Source organism: Vibrio splendidus, assembly GCF_003345295.1.
GTDB classification, from domain to species: Bacteria; Pseudomonadota; Gammaproteobacteria; order Enterobacterales; family Vibrionaceae; genus Vibrio; species Vibrio splendidus_K.
Genome location: NZ_CP031056.1, coordinates 1,465,470 through 1,486,425, shown reverse-complemented (window position 1 = coordinate 1,486,425; position 20,956 = coordinate 1,465,470). Strand labels below are relative to the sequence as shown.

The window sequence follows — 20,956 nt, the reverse complement described above, 5'->3', positions numbered from 1 at the left end:
CCTGAACTGCGGTTCGCTCATCATCCAACCCAAAGACTTAGGTCAAAACTGCCTAGGGTTTGGTCAGTAAATCACCGAATAAGGCAACGATTAACTCACACATTGAGGTGTTTTCTGAATTTTACTGTAACTATATAGAAAATTTCTGCTTTTCGTCATGTTTGATAAAGCAGTAATCAGGTAAGGTTCTGTTATTAAATGAGTTATTAGACAGAGCCTGAACGGTTTAGATTACTAGATAGAATTGTTTCAGGGACAAAATGCAGAATTATTCTGTCTAATATAACTGCTAGTTTCTATGAGCATAGTTGTAAAATAAAATGGTTAATAATGATATTTGTTGAGTATAAAAAGTGCCCGGTATGTGTCGATAGTGAAGTTCACCTGAATACTTGGGATTTAATGGAATGTCCGCAGTGTAACCTAATGCTGTCGATGGCTGTGCCTGCAACTGCGACAGTGTTAAAAGAACGAGGCAAAGGTGAATTTAGGTTTGAAGATGTAACTTTCAACTCGAGGTGTAGTGATTTAGTTATTGCTCCTTCAAGCGAGCATAATCCTGTATTGCCTGATGATAAGCATTGGTTCAGTTCGATTTGTGGGATTGAAGAATACCTAGAACCTAAAGGTAATACTGAAAAAGATAAAAACTATACATTGTGGAGTTCATTCAAAGATGAACTAGTTAATAAATTGAGTACTTTTTCATGTGATGAATTGTCAGACGCTTGGTCTTCTAAAGGTAACCGTACATCCTTTTACAAGGAGTCACTTCTCCCTTTAGTATCTAAAGAACTGGGCTTATTCCATGGCAATGAAGAGTTTACAGTTGACTATGTAATGTCTAAGTCATTCTATGGCGATGTTTATGTCCCTCAAATACAAATTGAATCAGAGAATGATATTCGAACTGCAAACCAAGAAATGAATAAGCTATGTAGGCTAAATTCACCTCTAAGAGTATTGGTGACTGTCTTTGATAGTTGGGATGGCTCAAAGAACCAAAAAATTTTTGATTATCTAAGAACATGGCAAAAAACAATAGAAGCTCATGGTTCTATGAACATGGGAGAATTCTCAGGTGTCATTGGTATATTAATTGGCTCATATCATAATAAAGAGCTTACATATTACTCTGCTGCCTTTTGGAGTAATGGAACATTAAGGCAGCCTTTAAAGGTATTACAGAGCTTTTGTTTAGAACGAAACTAACAAAGCATTTAAGAGTGATTCCCAACGCTTGGCATTTTTCATTCTATCGTTGGGTTTAGTGTTTACGGTGGTAAGGTTGAGTTTCGTGGTAGCGTTGCTCACACCTTAATGCGGCGTTAGGCTTTTTGGAGGAAAAATGAAAGTATCATTAAATGCGATTAAATTAATTTATCCCCCTATTTCAAATAGGTTTGCGGATTATTTATGGGAAAGCAATCCGGAAGTAAGAAAGCAACTTACCAATAGTCATCTATATATGCTAGCTCAGAGGCAGCAACTATATTTTCAAAATTTCACTTTTGATATTGATTCTGCATCATTTAATTTCGAACTTGTATGTGGTGATTTGAAGTATGAAAACTTATCTGTAGATCTATCTGAGTTTTTAATTGAAGATGACATGAAGTTCGAAGCAGGTGAACAGTTCATACGTATTTATCCAGCGTCTATCGATGTATCAGTAGAAGAACCGACATACTGGGCCACAACGGACAAGTTACTGTGGGACCATAGCAAAGAGAATATCAATATCCAGGGGGATTTTGATGCAAAGGAAGTATCAAGCTTTTACCTCTATTATGTGGGCATATCAAAAAGCAATGATAGCTTTACACGCCTATTTAAGAATGGGCATAAAAATAGAACAAAAATTTTATCTAATGAGAAACAATTTGAGAATGATGCACGTTTATCTGATGAATTGATGATTTTTTTCTTTGATTGTGAAGAAACATTAGTAAAACAGTATGACTTAGATGAAACCGACTTTGATAGTCCTGACCTAAACGATAAAATTAACATTATATCGGACGCGGAAAAGGCTTTTATTAAAGTTTTAGATTGTAAGTATAATACAGAGAAGTATAAGAATTATCCTAAGTGTTTAGATGGATTATATGACAAAGGATTGAAATCTTACTCTTATCATATTGACGACGATTTAAACTTTATTGCTCCTAAAGCTACAATAACAGGAAGTTCAAATATCTTTATGGAACAAGACTATGATTTTATACTGATATCTGGAGAAAATGTTACTTTGTTTAAAGGTCAAGAGATTGCTGAAGAACAAGCCTAACAAATTGCTTAAGAGTGATTCGCAATGCGTGGCATTTTTACCATGCGTTGGCTATTGCGTTTAAGGTGGTCTGCAGAGGCTTAGGCATTGCGTTGCTCACACCTTAGCAAGGCGTTAAATTTATTGGAGTTCAACATTAGATGTATAATTTGTTTGTGACAGCTGAAGATGGAGCCTGGGAGCGGAATAATTATCAATACGATCGAAGTCGATTTCTTGAATACACAAACCAGAATCTATCTGAAGCACTTAAAAATCTTAATGAATCAAATATTGATTTACTAAAAAGCTATCCATGCCTCTTTGCCTACGAAGGGACGAGAAGCGACGTTTACATTGGATACTTAACGTCGATCAAAGAGCGAAATAGAACAGTATTAATTGAATTTCAAATTTCTCAAGATATTGATCCTATCCCATTCGCCCAAATTGAGCCAATTGCAGATCTTCTAGATATACGCGGTTGGGAAATGAATCGAACTCATTGGGCGGTAAAACATGAGGATCTTTTCGTAAGATTAAAAAATCAAGGTATCCCTTTAAACAATGTTCAAGACATTTCTAAATCGGGTAAACCTACAGCGGAAAAGTCACAGTCTCCAACAATTACAAAGCTACAGGGTTTTATAAAGAAAGTGTTGTCTTATCAATATGGTAAAGATCGTGAGATTTTCTATCGCGGTCATTCGAGTAAAGACCAATACAAACTTGAGCCGTCACTGTTCAGGAAAGACAAAGAGGGTAACTATCTTTATCTAGATGTAGAACACATTATTTGCCGAGAGCTTTTGGTATCAAACTCAGCTGATTTTTCGTCAGATATCTACACCTTAGATCGACTAGTGAGAATGCAGCATTATTCGTTACCGACAAGGTTGTTAGATATAACATCTAACCCTCTGATTGCACTATATTTCGCATGTAAAGGATCCTCAGAAGAGTCTGGTGAAGTTATAATATTCGCGGTTAAAAGGGAGAACGTAAAGTATTTTGACTCTGATGTTGCTAGTTGTATATCTAATCTTTCAAGGCTACCTAAGTCTGAGAAGGACAAGATTGATTTCAATTTGGATATTGAAGACTTTAATGAGCAGAAATCGGTTAGAAGGCTCTTGCACTTTATAAAAGAAGAAAAGCCATTTTTTGAGCCAATTATAGATCCAAAAGATATGAGAAAAGTCATTTGTGTAAAGGGGAAAAAGAGCAATGACAGAATAACCTCTCAATCAGGAGCTTTTTTATTGTTCGGTCACGAAGTGATATTTGATGAAAAAGGTACAGAAGAAATTGAAGTATTAAGGATTACAATAACTAACAAAACTGTACTATTGAAGGAGCTTGATCTACTAAATATTAATGAAAGTACTGTATTTCCATACATTGAAAACTCAGCCCGCTACGTCGCTGATAAATATAAATTTAACAAGGCGTTTAAGAGTAATTCGTAACGCGTGGTATTTTTGCTTTGCATTAATTCCTGTGTTTAAGGTGCAATGCAGAGGCTTGGGTATTGCGTTACTCACACCTTAACGCGGCTGCGGTGCCTTATTCGTTCGTTAGATGACATCTAGTGTGTCCGCCGCATTAACAGGCTCTCCGCAAGTGGTCTTAACCTATCTCCATCATTAGCGGCTGCAATGACCCGGTGGGTTTAACTCTTTATGCTCTGTTTGGTTACGTACTTAACGGCCATAATACGGGCGTCGTGACCCAATTTATTGAGTGTTCTTACCCAATAATGTACACCACCACATGCTTCAACGCCTATACACATGAGCGGTAAATTTGCTATTGTAGTCAGTAGTTTAGAGCGGGTTACTGACTTATGAAGTATGACCTTACCATTTTGGTCTACGGCATGAAGACTAAAGTGGTTTTTAGCTAGGTCGATACCGCAGAAATAAGAATAATCAGACATGATGCCTCCGATGCATTTAAGTACCACATAAGTGTGGCAGATCCTCGGAAAGGGGAATCCATGTCATTCGTTATAAGGCAAGTCGATATTGAAGTCTGAATTCCGGCAATGGATTATCCAAAATAAAGTAGGTTTACTGTCTAGAGAGCAATTAGTACAGATAGCCGATACCTACATCATTGATAATGACGTATTTCCCGATTGGGTTACTAAAATATCTCTTGGTGAAAGCCTCGAAAGAGAGCCCTTACTTGATTTAATGCTTGAGCCTATTAATGAAGGTGACTGTAAAGTTATTGCAAGTGAAATACTCGCACAGTACCAAAAAGGTGAACTTGATACTCAAAAGCTAGGTGATATCTCACATAAATTATACTTATCACTTGAATGGGGCTGTGAAGCCTTTGATAAGTTTATCTGGATAAGTGATGAAATAGACTTAATAAAACAGGGCTACAAATCTAATAGTGACTTGGATGCAAATATAGAAAAAGTGTTGGGTGAAGTCATAGCCTTATAACAAGCGCTTTAAGTCGGAACAAAAACAGTTGGTTAGGTTCCGCTTCGCTCCACATTATAACCAACAATTTTTGTCCGCTTAAGCGGGCGTTATAAGAAGGAAGATATGCGAAGAACTAGCTTTCATCGTCCAAAACAGAAAGTACGAAATCCAGAAAGGCATATACGTGCCCTAAAAGCGTGGGCTGAAGAGTTTCGAGGTTATTATCCAGAACGGGATGATGAGCAATATACTAACTTTAAAATTTGGACACTTGATCGCTTTGTCCAAGGTTCTAGTTCCAAGTTTGAGTGGCAGAAAGAGGCTTTAGAGCAATTGTTTGTAGCTGCCAATCATATGGTTAATGCAAAGCCAGACAACGAACAAGGTAAGTCTTGGGTAGCTGTACTTCTTTGTTATCCCAACCTCTTTGCGAGTGAAGTAACAGTGTTCTTCGATGAAACCTACTATAAGCGGTTTAGGCCTGACGATGGCTTACTGCTAGGTAGAAGTATTTTGGCAAAGTATGAAATTTCCGCAAGTTTCGATTACATCGAGTTGGGTTACAAAGAAGACTGGGGTGATGAAGAAGAAAGTATAGAAGTTGAAATGTGGACAATAGGTGAACCCTCCTTATAACAAACTGTTCAAGAGGGATTCGCAACGCGTGGTATTTTTACTATGCGTTGGTTTTAGTGGTTAAGGTGGTATGCGGAAACATCGTATTTCGTTGCTCACCACTTTAGCTGGAGTTATGTGGTTGGAGAAAAATTATGAATCCATCAGCGGTTCTTATTCATGTCCCAGATGTAGCTAAAGGGCTTGAATGGTACAAGAAAGCTTTTCCTGAATCGGTTTCTGTTTACCACCCTGACTTTGATTTCACGGTACTCGACCTAAATGGTTTTTCGCTAGAAATAGTCCAAGCTGACGAAAAAGTTGGTACTGGTAAAAGTGGCACTGTTGTTTACTGGTCAGTAGATAATTTATCTGCTGCTTTAGGTCATTTTGAAGCTCTAGGTGCGTATCTTTATCGTGGGCCAATGGAAATTGAAGATGGGCTGTCGATGTGCCAAGTTGAAGACCCGTTTGGAAACTTAATAGGACTACGTGGGATAACCACATAACAAATTGTTCAAGAGTGATTTGGCACGCGTGGCATTTTTACTATGCGTTGGTTTCAGTGGTTAATGTGTTATGCGGTGGCTTAGGTATTGCGGGCCTCACACCTTCCAGTTGGTTTATCAAAACCAAAAAATTGAAATCGGATTATCTCAAAATACGAGGATACAATCGGCTTTAGACGGTTCTTGGTATCAGCTTGAAATCTATTATTCAGCGTCAGTTGAAAAAGAGTATCAAGGCATCGTGTTGCCAGTAATCCCAGTTCAACAATTAATCGAGTACAAGCGAATATTGGGTAGGGAGTCGATCTAATTGATATACAAGAACTAACGTTAAGTTCAGCGCCATAGCAAAAGGCTATAGCGTCAATAGCTAATTTTTGACGCTATTTTTATCCCACATTACACCGTCTCTTAGCATTGAATTAAGTATTACACCTATCTTGCTCATGCAGGCAATTATCGCTACTTTGTAGATTTTCCTGTCGTAAGTAATGGTTCATAAGTAGCCTTAAAAATTGGGTTACATTGGATATCAGACACTATGCCAAGTATTCCTTACCCAATAATGTGCACCATCACACGCTTCAACGGCTATACGCATGAGTGGTATATTTGCTATTGTAGTCAGTAGCTTAGCTCTATTGCTGACTTATGAAGAATGACCTTAACATTTTGGCCTACAACATGAAGATTGAGATGGTATTTAACTAGCTCGATTGTGTAGAAATAAGAATGATCAGATATGGTACCTGCGGTGAAATTAGGAACTACATACGTATGGTAGATCCTCGAAAGCTGGAATCCATGTCATTTGCTAAATTACTTTCAAGCATCATAGTAAGGATTATATTTTGGAAGAAGTACAACAAAAATGGATTTGTGGTTTTTGGACGAGAATCGGAGCCTTGTTTATTGACACAATATTTTTAGGTGTATTGGGGTATGTTGTCGGCTTATTTCTAGAAGATGTTTTCGTCCAGCTTGGTGAGTGGGGAAGGTTGATTGGCTTTGTTGTGTCAATTACATATTTTGGTGTAATGAATAGCTCTTTATTAAATGGTCAGACAATAGGAAAAAAGCTTCTAAATATAAGAGTTGTTGACTCATGCAATTCAACTATCAGCCTACCGAAGTCCTTTTTGAGGTATAGCTTCCTTGCCGTTCCATTTTCTCTGAATGGAGCACAAATTACTAACGAAGCAGTAATTCCATATTTAATGTACCTGTTATCGTTTATCGTATTTGGTGGCTTATGTTCAATTACTTACTTATATATTTTTAATCGCGTAACTCGACAGTCATTGCATGATCTTGCCGTAGGCACTTATGTCGTAAATGCAGAGGCTAGTTCTGAAAAGTTGCCATCAGTCTGGAGACCTCACTTAGTGGTGGTTACCGGCTTATTTGTTACAGCGGTCCTTGTCCCCGTTCTTACTTCTGACTTAACTGAATCAGAATCGTTCAAGGGACTGTTAGTAACACAGAAAGCAATCAATAATAATGAGTCAGTAAAATATGCAGGGGTCACAGAAGGTTCAACAACTTTTACTTCATCAAACTCTGGCAGTAAAACAACGACATATGTGAAAGCTCAAGCTTTTCTTTATAAAGATAGTGTTCGAGATTCAGAGATCGCAAAGCAACTAGTCCAAACTATAATTTATACTTACCCAGAGTCGCTAAATAAAAACTTGATTAAAGTAACTCTTACCTACGGTTATGATATTGGTATTGCTTCAAAGTGGAATAGTTACAACTACAAGTTTAATCCGCAAGAGCTCAAAAGTTCGGAGTAATCGTCATCTAACAAGACTTTAAATTTTGTTCAAATGATAGCTTCGGTGCAATTAGCTACCACACAAGTGTGGCAGATCCTTGGAAAGGGGATCCCTGTCATTCGTTATAGCTCATCGATAGTCTAAGGATTTAGATGCACAAAATGCAAATAGGTTTAGTCATGGCCTGCATGACCGCCCTTGGTTATATGATGGGTAGTGACTTTAGCTCAATGGAACAACACACAACGTTTCAAGGTGAGGGACTCTCTTTATTTGCAGTTGAAGTAGCTAAACCTTTCCCAGTCGAACCTTTGAAAAACTTCAATATTACCACTGATAGTCCAATTACTAATTTTCGAGTGCCTCTAGATCTAGATACTGACTCAAAGCTTAGTTTTATATCAGATTACGAAGTTACAATAGATAATGGCTCTGGATTGGTGGGGCGAGTTAAAATCGAGCGAGGTTTTATCAGTAAGAGCGAATGTATTTCAGCTTTAGGCTATTTGGTTGACAAGTTTCAGGAGTATTATCCAGAATTCCAATTTGAAGTTGGTAAATCAAGCTACTCGAAAACCGTTGGAGATTTGCGAGTTGGTGCTTCATGTTCAGTTTATGAAAGCTCCCCATACGTTTCGTTAGAGTACTACTTAGAAAGTAACTCTGTAGCAGATAACATTCTTAAAGCTTTCACCCGCAGATAAAGGGCTATTACAAACGTTTAAGAATCAAGATAACCAAAGAGGGCGCCGATTACAGGCGCCCTTTGTGTTAGTTGGCAACGCTGTAAGTGTCGTAGTCACGCAGTAAGAAGAGTGCGCCACAGGCTGCGAGCATTGGCCAAGAGGCAAAGAACAGTAGGTTGTTGAACGGGTCCATATATTTACCAAAAGAGGCGAAGGTGGAACCTGCGTGCAGGATTAAAATTGCGCCATAGGTATACTTTTTCCACATGCCGACAACGAACGCGCCTAAGAACCCTAATTGCGCGACTCCCATAGCCATTATCGCATTATCCGAGATGTCGATTCCGTAAAAGCCAGCCAGTACTTTGGTTGCGTGCTCAGGTACAAGGATCTTATCCAAGCCCCAGAATAAGAAGACGATAAAAATGCCGATTCTCAGCAGCAGTAGGCTAGTCGCCAGTTTGGTTTGAAGTTTCTTTTCCATGATATCCCTTGTGATGCACTCAACGATGCGATGAAATTAAATATTCTTCAAAGAAGACCCATTGTATTCGCGTTTTCTTTCGTTATTTTTGAGTGCCTTATGTAACAAGGGGTGTCTGCTTAGTGGGTTTGATGGTGGGTAGCGTTAATGGAGACTTAAGTAGAGTTTGTATGCTACGAGAAGTCAGGCTTAAATTCTTGATTTTAGCGTACTTGGCCGTGTATATAAGTTATTGGCGCAGCATAAGCCATTATCATTCGTTGAGCTTGATGCTCATTGACTAAGATGCGGTTGATGAGCTTTTGAAGTTGCTCTATTTCTGGCAACTGCTGATGCTTTATTTGTTTTTCTAGAGCGATCACTTGTTGTGCCAACATGTTTAGCCCGAGGTTCAAAGCCATCCCTTTTACTGAGTGTAAAGTCTTCCTTATAGATTTAAGGTCCTGCTGAATATAGGCCTCGATGAGTTGATCGATGGACTCTTCAAGCTCTTTCGACGTTGATTTCAAAAGCACGATCAAGTCGTGGTGGTTTTCTTTAAACGATTGAATAACCTCTGATTGACTGATCTCTTCTTCTGTTAGGCTGAGCTTATCAATGGGCTCTCTGTGAAGTTCGATAACATTGCTTGTTATATCAGTCGTGGATTCGTCGTTAGCGTGCTTAGGAAGGCGTGAAGAAAACTGCTGTAGGGCATCGAAGAAACTCTCTTGCTGCAACGGCTTTGTTAAAACGTGGTCTGCACCCGCTTCAATAAAGCTGTCATGAGCCTCGCGAAACACATCGGCGGTATAAGCAAATATCAGAGTGTTTAAGCCAAGCTGTTGTCTAATAAATTGCGTTGCCTCAATTCCGTTCATTTCAGGCATGTGATTGTCCATTAAGATGAGGTCATATTCTGCTGTCTTCAGATATTCCGTCGCGATTCTTCCATTTTCTGCCTGTTCAACATGGTATCCGAGGTTTTCACAAAAACCTTTAGCAACAATGGCGTTAATGCGGTTGTCTTCTACTAACAACACATTCAACGGATTATGGAATGGCTCGTCAATGCTAATGAGAACTGGGTTGGTCTCTGTCGATTTGTGTTCTTGCCAGGTGATAGGTAATGAAACTTGGAACTTGGTCCCGAGACCAACGGCACTGTTTAGAGTTATCTCACCTCTCATCAGCTCCACGAGCTTTTTAACGATAGCTAACCCAAGCCCTGTACCACCAAATTTTCTTGTTGTGGATGCATCCGCTTGTTCGAACGGGTTGAATATATGCAGGTGCTTATCTTTCGGGATCCCGACGCCAGTATCCGTTATTGATAAAAGGAGCTTATTGTCTTGATGATTAAGGGCCAATTGAATCAGCACGTGGCCTTCATTGGTAAACTTTATCGCGTTGCCCCCTAAATTAAACAAGATTTGGCGTAACCTCGCGCAGTCACCAATAAGGTCTATGTTATTAGGAACCTCGTTATCGACGATTAAACGGATACTCTTTTCATCTGCCATCGGTTTAATTGCACTGCAGACAGGTCGAATAACTTGTTCAAAGTTAAAGGGAGCAATATCCAGTTCGAGTTTGTTTTCCTCCACTTTAGAGAAATCTAGGATGTCATTGAGTATTGTCATCAGGTGTTGACCCGAATCGAGGATGACTTCGATGTTCTCTTTGGTGGCCGGTTCTTTAGTCTGGGAAGCTATGATCTGCGAAATGCCAAGCACGCCATTCATAGGGGTGCGTATTTCATGACTCATCGTTGAAAGAAATTCACTTTTCGCTTTAACGGCGGCTTCGGCTTTTTTACGTTCAGCAATGAGATCACGGTTTGAGGCGTGCATTTGGTTGTTACTTTTAACCAGAGTCGTCGCCATTTTCTGGAAACTGTGGGTGAGTTGAGCAACCTCATCGTTACCGCTCATTGAGGGGCTTCGGTCAAGCATGGAAGCGACTTGCTTTAAATGACCAGCCGCCACTTGATTGGCCGCGTTAAGGAGTAGGTGAATACGTTTCTTAATACGGTTTGATGACCATGCTGCTACTAGCAGAGAAATAAACGTTGAAAAAAGTGTTCCTAGAAACAGCACATAACTGGTTTGGTTGGCGGAGTGATCGGATTCTTTTACTCGAATTTGAATGAGCTTTTGTTCGATTGAAATAAACTCGGCTATCTCGTTACGAATTTTATCGATAAGTTGTTTGCCCGTTTGTTTCTGGGTTAAAGCAATCACATTTTGCATCGTAGTTGTGCCATTGCCGACCAAGCTACGCTGGGCGATTTCTTTTTCACCTGCTTCCTTAAGCCATTGCTTATGAAGTGCATCGATGTTTCGGAGGCGTTCTACTTGGCTGGGGCTATCGCTTACTTGTTCACAAAGGGTATGAACTTTTTGGTTCCATACATCAAGTGCTAGGTGATAAGGCTCTAGGAATACAGGGTCACCCGTGATGAGGTAGCCCCTTTGGCCCGTTTCCATATCAATGGCTAGGTTTAGAAGCTCCTGAGCGCGAGCAATCGCCTTATGAGTGTGCACAACCCAGTGATTGTCTTCGACTATTGATTGGGTGTTTTGATGGACAGAGAATGAGACAAGAACCATTAATGCAATAGGGATGGAAAAGCTAACTAATAGTTTTCTCTGTAGAGAAATATCATCAAACCAACTCGCAAACATAAAAACGCGTATTCCACACAATAGAAACCTATTGTTATTGTAGGTTAGATCGTTAGGTGTACAAATGCATAGTGTGTGGTTGGGTAGGTTTTGACCCTGAAAAGATGGCTAAAGCTCTAAAAGTAGAGCTCTAGCAACCTTTGCGTTACGAATGGTGACGTAACACGGTGTGACAAAAACGTATTAGTTTGATTTAGGAATGATCTAATTCTGGTGAAGAGGGTTCAGATTCCTGATATTCATGACTAGATTCGATATGTTGCTGCTTGAGCAAACTTATCGTCAGGCTTATTGGCATCGGTTTATAAAAATAGAAGCCTTGGATATAGTCGACGCCCAGTTTAGACAAGATGTTCACTTGGGATTCGTACTCAACCCCTTCGACGATTACCTGCATGCCTAGGGTACGTGACAACTGAAGCATGGACTCCAGCAAAGGGATACCAAGGCTTGATTCGTCGGATATGTTTTTCACAAACACGCGATCGATTTTGAGAATGCTGAACGGGAATTGTCTCACAAAGTCTAAGCCCGCATAGCCCGTACCAAAATCATCAATCGCGACTCTTACGCCCATATTCGATAGTTTAGTCAGGTTGTCTTTAATCTTAACCATATCGGCATCAGAACATTCACCATCCTCTGTGACTTCAAATACCACCTGCTTGAGAATGTCTGGGTTCTTCTTGTATATATGACTCACCTTGCTCGCGAAGTTGCTATTTGATAGCACATTCCGGCTTATGTTGACGCTGACATACCTTGATTGAAACAGGTGTTGGTTGCTATTGAGCATGGTTAATACTTCACGTAACACGAAGTACGTGAGGTCTTCTATTAACCCTAAGCTTTCTGCAAGAGGGATGAATATTGCGGGAGAGACGTTACCTTCGATTGGGTCATGCCACCTCAACAGAGACTCACAGCCGACTATTTCATGAGTATTATGGTTAACGATAGGCTGCAAGTGGACATGCAAGTGATCGTTTCTTAATGCATCAGATAATGAATACTCTAAGCTTCTGTGGTTTTGTTTATTGTGCCTGATAGACACGGCGATAATTGTTGCGATTCCTGCAAATAGGAAGCCGAACCAAGAGTAACGTAAGAGGTAATTAAAGTAATATTGATACCCAATATATGAGGTCACGGTTAGTGGGTATTTATCAGAAACAATGACTACTTTCTGTAAATGTGCCCCTTCGTTTGGCTGGGATATGTTTTTATCAATTACTTTTACTTTTGATTCGATACCAAAATTGGATAGATTTCGATTTACTATGTCGTACAGGAAATGAGGAGGGATCATTAAGCTAATTCCCGCATTATCTTCGTTAGAAGAAATGAGCATGATGGAATTGACTTTAGTGATCGCAGCATTGGTATAAGACAACGTGGTCATGTTTGGATCGGAATTCAAGCGCTCTCTGATGGATTTAAAGAGACGGAATGAGACGTCACCTTCTGTTGTTGAACAATAAAATTGGTCATTTTTATTAAACAACGCCGCTTCTTTAATCCAGTCGGTATCAAAAACCGTTTGTCTCAGCCGAGTAACCACGGACTCGCATGATTGCCCGTGCTCAACCTCAGTCAAAAAGTAATCGAATTGAGATTGAATGTGCCTCAGTTTTTGCTCGAGTTGTTTGGATGAGTCTTCAGTCAACGTTTGGTAATGAAAAGGCGTAGCCGGAATGAGCATTGCCATCGATATACAAAAAGAAACAACGAAGCATAAAGATGTTTTAGCAATATTCGGGTAATTGATATCCATAGTTGGAGTAAGACTACCGATCTAAGTGAGCATTCGATTTAATTTATAAATTTAACGATTAGGTAGCAAGGAAAATAATAAATATTGTGAATGAGCGCATGAATTATTGATAAATATGATTTTTTTTCGATTTTACCAGTAACATATTGATGTTTAGCCGATTTTTCTTTGTAGATTTTACTTAGTTTTGCAGTACTAATACGAATAAAAGATATTTATAACCCTATAAAGATTAGAGTTATATACGATTGGGATATTGAAGGAAATTGACTCAATAACCTGTGTTTCAGTTAATCGAAACATGTCGAGAATTTATTGATGACAGAATCAAGGATTTTTATGAAAAGAGTGATAGCACTGTTCGGTTTGGCTTACTTCTCGTGCTCTGTGCTCGCAGTTGAAAAGACAGTCGATTGCGAAAATGCGATGACAACAATAGAGATTAATCATTGTGCGTCTATTAAGTTGGAATCGGCACAAATGGAACTCGATAAATACCTTACCGCGAGTTTTGAGCACAATGCTTATGATGCGGAGTTGGTCAGTTCAATCAAGGTGGCTCAGGAGAGTTGGCAAACTTACCAATCAGCGCATTGTGATTCTGTATATACGCAATGGCGTGATGGTTCGATTCGAGGCCTCATGGCGCTTTCTTGCAAAACTAAACTGACTAAACAAAGAACGCATGAGGTGTGGGAAAACTTCTTAACCTATATGGACAGCACTCCTCCTGTCTTGCCAGAGCCAGTGTTAGAAGTAGAACCTAAATAGTGGAATAACCGAGCGAAAATGCTTTTTTGAGTGTGCACTCGCTTCAACCTTTGGCGTGTTAATAAGAAAGCGATAGGGGATTGTCTTACTCTGTCGTTTTCAGTCTCTAGTTTGAAGTAATACAGTTCGAAGTGTTACCTAGCAAGGATTCAATTGTGAATAATGTCAGCATCACCCTCGTTCAGCTTGAAGTTGAATACAAAAATAAACAAAAGAACATCTCGCGAGTCTCTGAGCTTTTAGAAGCAGAGGCGTCAGTGGGTGATATCACGTTACTGCCTGAACTGTTCTCTACTGGGTATATCTTTAACGAGGCTGCAGAAATTCATGAACTGTGCGAAAACTTCAATAACAGCCCTACCATTGATTCGTTAACTCTGCTTGCCGCGAAACATCAGACATTAATCGTTGCCGGTATCGCAGAGAAAGATGATGGCCAGTATTACAACAGTGTCGTTGTTGTGGGTGCTTGTGGCTTACGCAACAAATATCGAAAAGTCAGCCAAACGAAGTTCGACAAAGAATACTTTTCTAGAGGGAGCGAGCTCCTTACTTTTGAACATAAAGGCTTAAAGTTTGGCGTCGCGATTTGCTTTGATATCTGGTTTCCAGAGATCATCAGAGGGTATCAGTCGGTCGACGTTATTCTTCATCCTGCGAATTTTGGTGGTCATCATAGCTTTGCCATTGCCCAAGCAAGAGCCTTAGAAGAAGGGTGCCATATCGTCACTTGTAATCGTGTTGGGCAAGATGTAGTCGATGCCTTTACCGCAACGTATTGTGGTAGTAGCAGAGTTTATTCCCCTAAAGGTGAAGTAATGCTTCAACTCTCGGAAAATCAGGCCGTTGAGACGGTAGAGGTTGAAGATTTGTCTATTGCGCCTCAGTACAATGGTATTGATGTGTTAGACGAAATACAGCAGATATCGTCTGTGTTGAGTCGTTACCAAGCCAAGTAAAATGCAATAGGATCGAAAAGGGCAAGGTTAGATAACCTTGCCCTTTGTTATTTTGGTTTGTTGCTCGCTTTGCTGCTTTGTTTGGCTGCTTAGGCTTGTTGCTTAGGCTTGTTGCTTAGGCTTGTTGCTTAGGCTTGTTGCTTAGGTTTGTTGGAAATGGGTTTGCTAGAAAGCGCTCTAAATCGCTTTAACACTGCTTCGTTCTACTAATGTCGGCTCAAGTTCGACAACTTGCGGGTCAGAGTCAGGTGCTTGTAGTCTGTTTAAAAGTGTATCTACAGCGGCTTGGCCTAAGCGATGTTTTGGCTGGTGGACCGTACTTAACGCTGGTGTCATGTATTTCGACAAGTGGATGTCATCGTAGCCAATGATAGAAAGGTCGTTAGGGATCGATGTACCATCTTGCGCCGCTGCGTGAATCACACCCATTGCCATCATGTCATTACTTACAAACAGCGCTGAAGGCATTTCGCCACGGGTTTTTAATGTTTGATAAGAGTCAAAGCCGCCATCACATTCGAAGTTTGATTCAACAATCCATTTAGGATTGATCTCGAAGTTCGCTTCTTCCATCGCCTGTTTGAAACCTTGATAACGAGATGAAGCTTGGTTGCGGTGTAATGGGCCGGTGATACAACCGATTTGAGAGTGTCCATTATCAATCAAGTGCTTAGTCGCCATGTAGCCACCTTGATGAGAGTTATCTTGAATCTTATCACTCGCAAATAACATCGGGCCCCAGTCCATTACTACGACAGGTAACTCAGGGTATCGATCAAAGACATCGATATGTTGACCTTCAAGCGTTGAACACATCAGCATCAAGCCATCGACACGCTTTTGCAGCAAGGTATCGATAGAGGATTTCATGCGTTCGCTATCGCCTTCGGTGTTGCACAGGATGAGGTTGTAGCCTTTTTCATAGCAACGACGTTCAACACCTTTTACTACTTCCCCAAAGAATGGGTTAGTGGACGTGGTAACCAACATGCCCAAGGTTTTGGTTTGCTTCATTTTCAAGCTACGTGCCAATGCAGACGGTGCGTAGTTGAGTTCTTTAGCCGCACTGTTAACACGCTCAGCGATCTCTTCACTGACAAAACGCGATTTGTTGATCACATGACTCACGGTAGAAGTCGAAACCTTTGCGATCCGAGCGACATCTTTCATTGTTGCCATAAAAAATCCTTGTGGGAAACTTGTCCACGTTGCGCGATATTTTGCCTGAAAACAGAGGCTTATGCTTGGGTATTTGTGCGGTCTAATTAAAGACCAGACAATACATTAAGCCGAAAGCTGTTCTGATAGAAAAGCATCCGTTTCAGCTCGGCTTGGAATTGACGTTTGAGCGCCAAAGCGAGTCACTGAAATTGCAGCTGCAGCATGAGCAAACTTAATTGCGCGTTCTAATGGCATATCTTCAAGCAGGCCAGTAACTAATGCGCCATTGAATGTGTCGCCTGCTGCGGTTGTATCCGTTGCTTCAACGCGAAAACCTGCGATTAGCTCGCCTTTGCTAGCTTCATTACTTTGACCGCGATGACTAACCCAAACGCCTTTGGCGCCTAGTGTGATCATCACCGTTTCAATGCCCTTCGCATGTAAAGCCAATGCTGCAGTATGAGCCGATTCGTTGTCAGTTACTGTAATACCCGTTAGCACTTCCGCTTCGGTTTCGTTGGGTGTAATCACATCAACACAAGCCAATAACGTATCTGAGAGTGGACGAGCCGGGGCTGGATTTAAGATAACTTTAGTGCCATTTTCTTTTGCAATTTTTGCTGCGTATTCAATGCCTTCGATTGGCGTTTCAAGCTGAGTTAACAGATACTTAGCGTCGCGAATTTTAGCCAAATGCGGTTCTATTTGATCGCAAGTCAATTTGTTGTTTGCTTCAGCCGATAGACAAATACTGTTTTCACCCGTTGCCGATACTTGAATCATAGCGATGCCGGTAGGGGTGTTGTCTGCAACAATAACGCCATCGATGTTGATGCCATCTTTAGCAAAGTCTTGACGAATGTTGATGCCAAATGGGTCGTCACCAACACACGCGATAAAGCCAATATCTGCGTTTAATCGCGCTGCAGCTACCGCTTGGTTTGCGCCTTTTCCGCCAGGGATGACCTGATAGTTACCGCCAATCAAGGTTTCACCCGGACGAGGGAACGAAGGAACTTGCAGTACGTGGTCAGCGTTAACGCTACCTAAAACAATCAGTTGAGTCATGATACGAGCCTTATGATATATCGTATTTGAAAATGCATGGGTCTTTCTCATTACGTTAATTACACGTCTTTTTAGACGACTTATGAGAAACAGCGATACACTATCTGGGTTGGGCAAATAAGGCAGGGATAGGGGAATCCCTGCCTATGTGTAGCTCTATTTTTTGCTTTATTTAATCGATGTTGGATTCAATTACTTAGCAACAATTTTTAGAGGTACTGGTACGTACTCGTCTACTGTCTCGCCTTTCAGTGCTTTGTCTGCCATTTCAACACCTAAAGAACCGATTAGGTCAGGTTGTTGTGCAACCGTTGCGCCAAGTAGGCCGCGGTTAACAGCAGCAATACCATCGTCAGTGCCATCAAAGCCAACGATCATTACGTCTTTACCTGAAGCTTGAACTGCGCGAAGTGCACCTAGTGCCATTTCATCGTTTTGAGCGAATACTGCTTGTACGTCTGGGTTAGCTGCAAGCAAGTTTTCCATTACGTTCAGACCTTTAGTGCGATCAAAATCAGCAGGTTGGCTTGCAAGAAGCTCAAGGTCGCTGCCGTTTACAGCGTTCATGAAGCCTTCACCACGTTCGCGAGCAGCAGATGTTCCAGCAATACCTTCAAGTTGGATTACTTTCGCTTTTTCGCCGACTTTTTCCATGATGAAGTGCCCCGCCATTTCACCACCGATAACGTTATCAGAGGCGATATGGCTAACTACGTCACCACGGCTTGCGCCACGGTCTAGCGTTAGTACTGGGATGTTTGAACGGTTAGCAATGCGAATCGCGTTAGATACTGCATCTGAATCTGTAGGGTTAATCAGAATTGCTTTAACACCACGAATGGTTAGATCTTCAATGTTCGAAAGCTCTTTGCTTGGGTCGTTTTGAGAATCAAGAACGATAAGCTTGTAGCCTAGCTCTTCAGCTTTCGCTTCTGCGCCATCTTTCATGGTTACGAAGAATGGGTTGTTCAATGTAGACAGAACGATTGCCATTGTATCTTGCGCCTGTGCAGACACAGATACCGTTGTAGAAAGAAGAGCAGCAGAAATAAGAGTCGCTAATTTTTTCATGGTGTAAGTCCTTTATGTAGGGTGAGCTAGGTTGGATAATCCTAGCTCGTTGTTACGTTATTTATTGGTTTAATTGTTACGTTACGTCTTGTTTTTAATAGGTGTTGCGTTTACTGAATAAATTAATTTGTGTTACTTGTTTTTGTTGTCGACCAATACCGCCAGAAGAATAACCACTGCTTTTGCAATCATCTGGTAGTAAGAAGATACGTCTAGTAGGTTTAGGGCGTTATTTAGGAAGCCGATAATCAGAGCACCAATCAATGTACCCATGATGCGACCACGACCACCAGCTAAGCTTGTGCCGCCAAGTACTACCGCGGCGATGGCGTCTAGCTCGTAGCCCATACCTGCGGTAGGTTGAGCTGATGACAAACGAGATGCCACGATGATGCCTGCCACTGCTGCTAACAGACCACAGATTGCGTAAACGCCGATTTTTACTTTGTCTACATCGATACCGGATAGGCGAGTTGCTGATTCGTTGCCACCCAGAGCGTAAACATAACGACCGAAACGTGTGTGGTTCAGTAGGTACCATACCGCTGCGAATACCACGACCATGATCCATACTGGAACAGGGATGCCCATTGCGTAGCCTGTACCGAACCAAGCGAATGCGTCTGCTGTTTCAGTGAAGCCTGTTGAGATAGGACGACCGTCGGTGTAAACCATGGTTACGCCGCGCAATAGAGTCATGGTTACTAGCGTTGCGATGAAAGCTTGGACTTTACCCTTAGCGATAATCACACCACTGATAGCACCCAGTGCTGCACCTGCTATTAGAGCGGTTGGAACGGCGATCATGACCGGGATTTCCATGCCAATCATGCTGGCAGCGAAAGCACCACAAAGTGCAAGTACAGAGCCGACACTCAAGTCGATACCTGCAGTTAAGATAACCAGTGTCATACCCACTGCGATAATTGCATTCACAGAGGTTTGGCGCAGAATGTTCAGGATGTTATCGACGGTAAAAAAGTTTGGATTTAAGAAAGAAACGACAACAATCAGGAAGATCAAAGCAATCAATGATTTTTGATCAATCAGCCATTCTTTGCTGATTAACGGCTTCTTCTTTGGCGCTTCAGTTTCAGTTGTTTTGCTCATGGTTTTAGTACTCATGCTGCGTCCTCGTTAATCTTTTTACCGACCGCACATGCCAGTAATAATTCTTGGTTTGCTTCTTTAGCATCAAATTCACCGCTGATGCGGCCTTCATGCATCACCATGATGCGGTCACTCATTCCTAACACTTCTGGCATTTCAGATGAGACCAAAATAATGCTCATGCCGTCGGCTTTGAATTTATTAATGAGTTGGTAAATCTCTTTTTTCGCACCAACATCGACACCACGAGTAGGTTCGTCGAGAATCAGTACTTTTGGTTTGGTCATCAAGCCTTTAGCGATGGCCACTTTTTGTTGGTTACCACCAGAAAGGTTGCCAATGATTTGCTCGCGAGTCGGGGTCTTGATGTTGAAAAGCTTAATGAAGTCATCAACTGCAATCACTTCATCTTTATGTTGGATTTGACCTTTCTTAGTCAGCAGATCCAGCGCACATAACGACATGTTTTCTTTCACTGAAAGCCCTAGCACAAGGCCATCACCTTTACGGTCTTCAGAGATATAAGCAATGCCATTAGCAAGTCCGTCTTTTGGACTGACTGGGTTAATGGTTTTGTTTTCTAAGTTGATGACGCCGCGCTCACTCGGAAGTGCACCGTAAATCACTTTCATCAGTTCAGTTCGGCCAGCACCCATTAGGCCAGATACGCCAAGGATTTCACCGCGTTTTAGCGTAAAGCTCACGTCATGAACACCAGAACCGGTCAGGCCAATCACTTCAAGGCAGGTTTCACCGTGACTCTGGCCGATACGTGGATATTGCTCGTCCAGCTTACGGCCAACCATCATTTCGATTAGGCCATCTTCGTCGGTGTCTTTTACTTCACACTGACCAATGAACTTACCGTCACGAAGCACTGTGATGTCATCGCAAATCTCAAAAATCTCTTTCAAGCGGTGAGAGATGTAAACAATGCCGCAGCCTTCAGAACGCAGCTCATTAATTACCTTGAACAGAGACTCAGTTTCGGTATCTGTTAGCGCATCTGTTGGTTCATCCATGATGATGACCTTAGATTCAAACGATAGGGCTTTTGCGATCTCTACCATTTGTTGCTCACCAAGGCTCAGCTGGCCTAAAGGTGTTTTCGAGCTGTGTTTCACGTTAAGGCGTTTAAGTAGCTTGTCGGCTTCTTGGTACATTTCGTTCCACAAGATGCGACCCATAGTCCCTGTGATTTCACGACCTAAGAAGATGTTCTCGGCGATGGTTAACTCTGGAATTAGGTTCAATTCTTGGTGAATGATACTAATGCCAGCTTGTTGTGAATCACGCGGTCCTTTAAATGCAGCCGGTTTTCCTTGATAAGCGATAGTGCCGCTGTCCAAGTGGTAGATACCCGTAAGCACTTTCATAAGCGTTGATTTACCTGCACCGTTTTCACCCATTAACGCCATTACGCGTCCTGGGTAAACGTTGAGGCTTGCCTTATCCAGTGCTTTAACACCAGGGAAGGCTTTCTCAATTGAACTAAGTTCTAAAATGGCTTGAGTCATGTCGGTTCCTTTACTCGGGGCCAGTTGTATTTGATTGTTCTGTATATGCATTGTTTTTGGTTCAGTGATGACACTGA

General features: G+C 41.3%; 18 protein-coding genes and 4 pseudogenes. 11 read left to right on the top strand and 11 right to left on the bottom strand.

Going from position 1 to position 20,956, the window contains the following annotated elements; genetic code table 11:
• Nucleotides 1-330 precede the first annotated feature (330 nt).
• The 3 genes from DUN60_RS22185 (at nucleotide 331) to DUN60_RS24840 (ending at nucleotide 3,738) form a co-directional block, all read left to right on the top strand.
• Nucleotides 331-1,212 carry a hypothetical protein gene (locus tag DUN60_RS22185; RefSeq protein WP_162808244.1) on the top strand — a complete coding sequence of 294 codons (882 nt, stop codon included), beginning with the start codon at nucleotides 331-333 and terminating at the stop codon, nucleotides 1,210-1,212.
• Between the two features lie 136 nt (nucleotides 1,213-1,348).
• A complete protein-coding gene (locus DUN60_RS22180; RefSeq protein ID WP_114635474.1) occupies nucleotides 1,349-2,290 on the top strand; it encodes a hypothetical protein in 942 nt (313 codons plus the stop codon).
• Between the two features lie 140 nt (nucleotides 2,291-2,430).
• Nucleotides 2,431-3,738 (top strand): FRG domain-containing protein, encoded by a 1,308-nt coding sequence (locus tag DUN60_RS24840; protein ID WP_114635472.1) that lies wholly within the window; start codon nucleotides 2,431-2,433, stop codon nucleotides 3,736-3,738.
• A 227-nt stretch (nucleotides 3,739-3,965) separates the two neighbouring features.
• Here the strand turns inward: DUN60_RS24840 and DUN60_RS22160 are convergent.
• Nucleotides 3,966-4,208, bottom strand: a pseudogene (locus tag DUN60_RS22160) (IS110 family transposase); the annotation flags it as partial.
• An 88-nt stretch (nucleotides 4,209-4,296) separates the two neighbouring features.
• On the opposite strand from DUN60_RS22160, the gene DUN60_RS22155 reads away from it, so the two are divergent.
• The 4 genes and pseudogenes from DUN60_RS22155 to DUN60_RS24825 form a co-directional block, all read left to right on the top strand.
• Entirely contained in the window at nucleotides 4,297-4,728 is a 432-nt protein-coding gene (locus DUN60_RS22155) for a hypothetical protein (RefSeq protein WP_054547019.1), read from the top strand.
• 105 nt (nucleotides 4,729-4,833) lie between these two features.
• The gene (locus DUN60_RS22150; RefSeq protein ID WP_054547018.1) at nucleotides 4,834-5,346 is read left to right on the top strand and encodes a DUF3916 domain-containing protein; all 513 of its coding nucleotides are present in this window, start codon (nucleotides 4,834-4,836) and stop codon (nucleotides 5,344-5,346) included.
• 134 nt (nucleotides 5,347-5,480) lie between these two features.
• Nucleotides 5,481-5,834 (top strand): VOC family protein, encoded by a 354-nt coding sequence (locus DUN60_RS22140; RefSeq protein WP_054547017.1) that lies wholly within the window; start codon nucleotides 5,481-5,483, stop codon nucleotides 5,832-5,834.
• A gap of 103 nt (nucleotides 5,835-5,937) precedes the next feature.
• Nucleotides 5,938-6,182: pseudogene (locus DUN60_RS24825) on the top strand (MazG-related protein); the annotation flags it as partial.
• Between the two features lie 22 nt (nucleotides 6,183-6,204).
• Here DUN60_RS24825 and DUN60_RS24820 read toward each other — a convergent pair.
• A pseudogene (locus tag DUN60_RS24820) lies at nucleotides 6,205-6,383 on the bottom strand (IS110 family transposase); the annotation flags it as partial.
• Nucleotides 6,384-6,387: 4 nt separating this feature from the next.
• Nucleotides 6,388-6,578, bottom strand: a pseudogene (locus DUN60_RS22120) (IS110 family transposase); the annotation flags it as partial.
• Nucleotides 6,579-6,685: 107 nt separating this feature from the next.
• Here DUN60_RS22120 and DUN60_RS22115 point away from each other — a divergent pair.
• Nucleotides 6,686-7,630, top strand: a complete 945-nt coding sequence (locus tag DUN60_RS22115) for an RDD family protein (protein ID WP_054547016.1) — start codon at nucleotides 6,686-6,688, stop codon at nucleotides 7,628-7,630.
• Nucleotides 7,631-7,764: 134 nt separating this feature from the next.
• Nucleotides 7,765-8,316, top strand: coding sequence for a hypothetical protein (locus tag DUN60_RS22110; protein ID WP_114635469.1), 552 nt, complete (start codon nucleotides 7,765-7,767; stop codon nucleotides 8,314-8,316).
• A gap of 67 nt (nucleotides 8,317-8,383) precedes the next feature.
• Here DUN60_RS22110 and DUN60_RS22105 read toward each other — a convergent pair whose 3' ends face one another.
• The 3 genes from DUN60_RS22105 to DUN60_RS22095 all read right to left on the bottom strand — a co-directional run bounded on the left by DUN60_RS22105 (nucleotide 8,384) and on the right by DUN60_RS22095 (nucleotide 13,222).
• On the bottom strand, nucleotides 8,384-8,782 hold the full coding sequence (locus DUN60_RS22105) for a hypothetical protein (RefSeq protein WP_114635468.1): 399 nt from the start codon (nucleotides 8,780-8,782) through the stop codon (nucleotides 8,384-8,386).
• A 203-nt stretch (nucleotides 8,783-8,985) separates the two neighbouring features.
• Nucleotides 8,986-11,448 carry a CHASE3 domain-containing protein gene (locus DUN60_RS22100; RefSeq protein WP_114635467.1) on the bottom strand — a complete coding sequence of 821 codons (2,463 nt, stop codon included), beginning with the start codon at nucleotides 11,446-11,448 and terminating at the stop codon, nucleotides 8,986-8,988.
• 193 nt (nucleotides 11,449-11,641) lie between these two features.
• A complete protein-coding gene (locus DUN60_RS22095; protein WP_114635466.1) occupies nucleotides 11,642-13,222 on the bottom strand; it encodes an EAL domain-containing protein in 1,581 nt (526 codons plus the stop codon).
• A 339-nt stretch (nucleotides 13,223-13,561) separates the two neighbouring features.
• On the opposite strand from DUN60_RS22095, the gene DUN60_RS22090 reads away from it, so the two are divergent.
• Together DUN60_RS22090 and DUN60_RS22085 are read left to right on the top strand one after the other, a co-directional pair.
• On the top strand, nucleotides 13,562-13,993 hold the full coding sequence (locus tag DUN60_RS22090) for a lysozyme inhibitor LprI family protein (protein WP_114635465.1): 432 nt from the start codon (nucleotides 13,562-13,564) through the stop codon (nucleotides 13,991-13,993).
• A gap of 155 nt (nucleotides 13,994-14,148) precedes the next feature.
• Nucleotides 14,149-14,952, top strand: coding sequence for a carbon-nitrogen hydrolase family protein (locus DUN60_RS22085; protein ID WP_114635464.1), 804 nt, complete (start codon nucleotides 14,149-14,151; stop codon nucleotides 14,950-14,952).
• Nucleotides 14,953-15,129: 177 nt separating this feature from the next.
• Here the strand turns inward: DUN60_RS22085 and DUN60_RS22080 are convergent, their stop codons facing one another.
• The 5 genes from DUN60_RS22080 to rbsA all read right to left on the bottom strand — a co-directional run bounded on the left by DUN60_RS22080 (nucleotide 15,130) and on the right by rbsA (nucleotide 20,879).
• Nucleotides 15,130-16,131, bottom strand: a complete 1,002-nt coding sequence (locus tag DUN60_RS22080) for a substrate-binding domain-containing protein (protein WP_017074037.1) — start codon at nucleotides 16,129-16,131, stop codon at nucleotides 15,130-15,132.
• Nucleotides 16,132-16,236: 105 nt separating this feature from the next.
• Complete coding sequence (gene rbsK / locus DUN60_RS22075) at nucleotides 16,237-17,181, bottom strand: ribokinase (protein ID WP_114635463.1); 945 nt, start codon at nucleotides 17,179-17,181, stop codon at nucleotides 16,237-16,239.
• A 192-nt stretch (nucleotides 17,182-17,373) separates the two neighbouring features.
• A complete protein-coding gene (gene rbsB, locus DUN60_RS22070) occupies nucleotides 17,374-18,252 on the bottom strand; it encodes a ribose ABC transporter substrate-binding protein RbsB (RefSeq protein ID WP_114635462.1) in 879 nt (292 codons plus the stop codon).
• A gap of 132 nt (nucleotides 18,253-18,384) precedes the next feature.
• A complete protein-coding gene (gene rbsC, locus DUN60_RS22065) occupies nucleotides 18,385-19,377 on the bottom strand; it encodes a ribose ABC transporter permease (RefSeq protein WP_114635461.1) in 993 nt (330 codons plus the stop codon).
• On the bottom strand, nucleotides 19,374-20,879 hold the full coding sequence (gene rbsA / locus DUN60_RS22060; protein ID WP_076673518.1) for a ribose ABC transporter ATP-binding protein RbsA: 1,506 nt from the start codon (nucleotides 20,877-20,879) through the stop codon (nucleotides 19,374-19,376). The genes rbsC and rbsA overlap by 4 nt, the downstream gene beginning before the upstream one ends.
• Nucleotides 20,880-20,956: the final 77 nt, after the last annotated feature.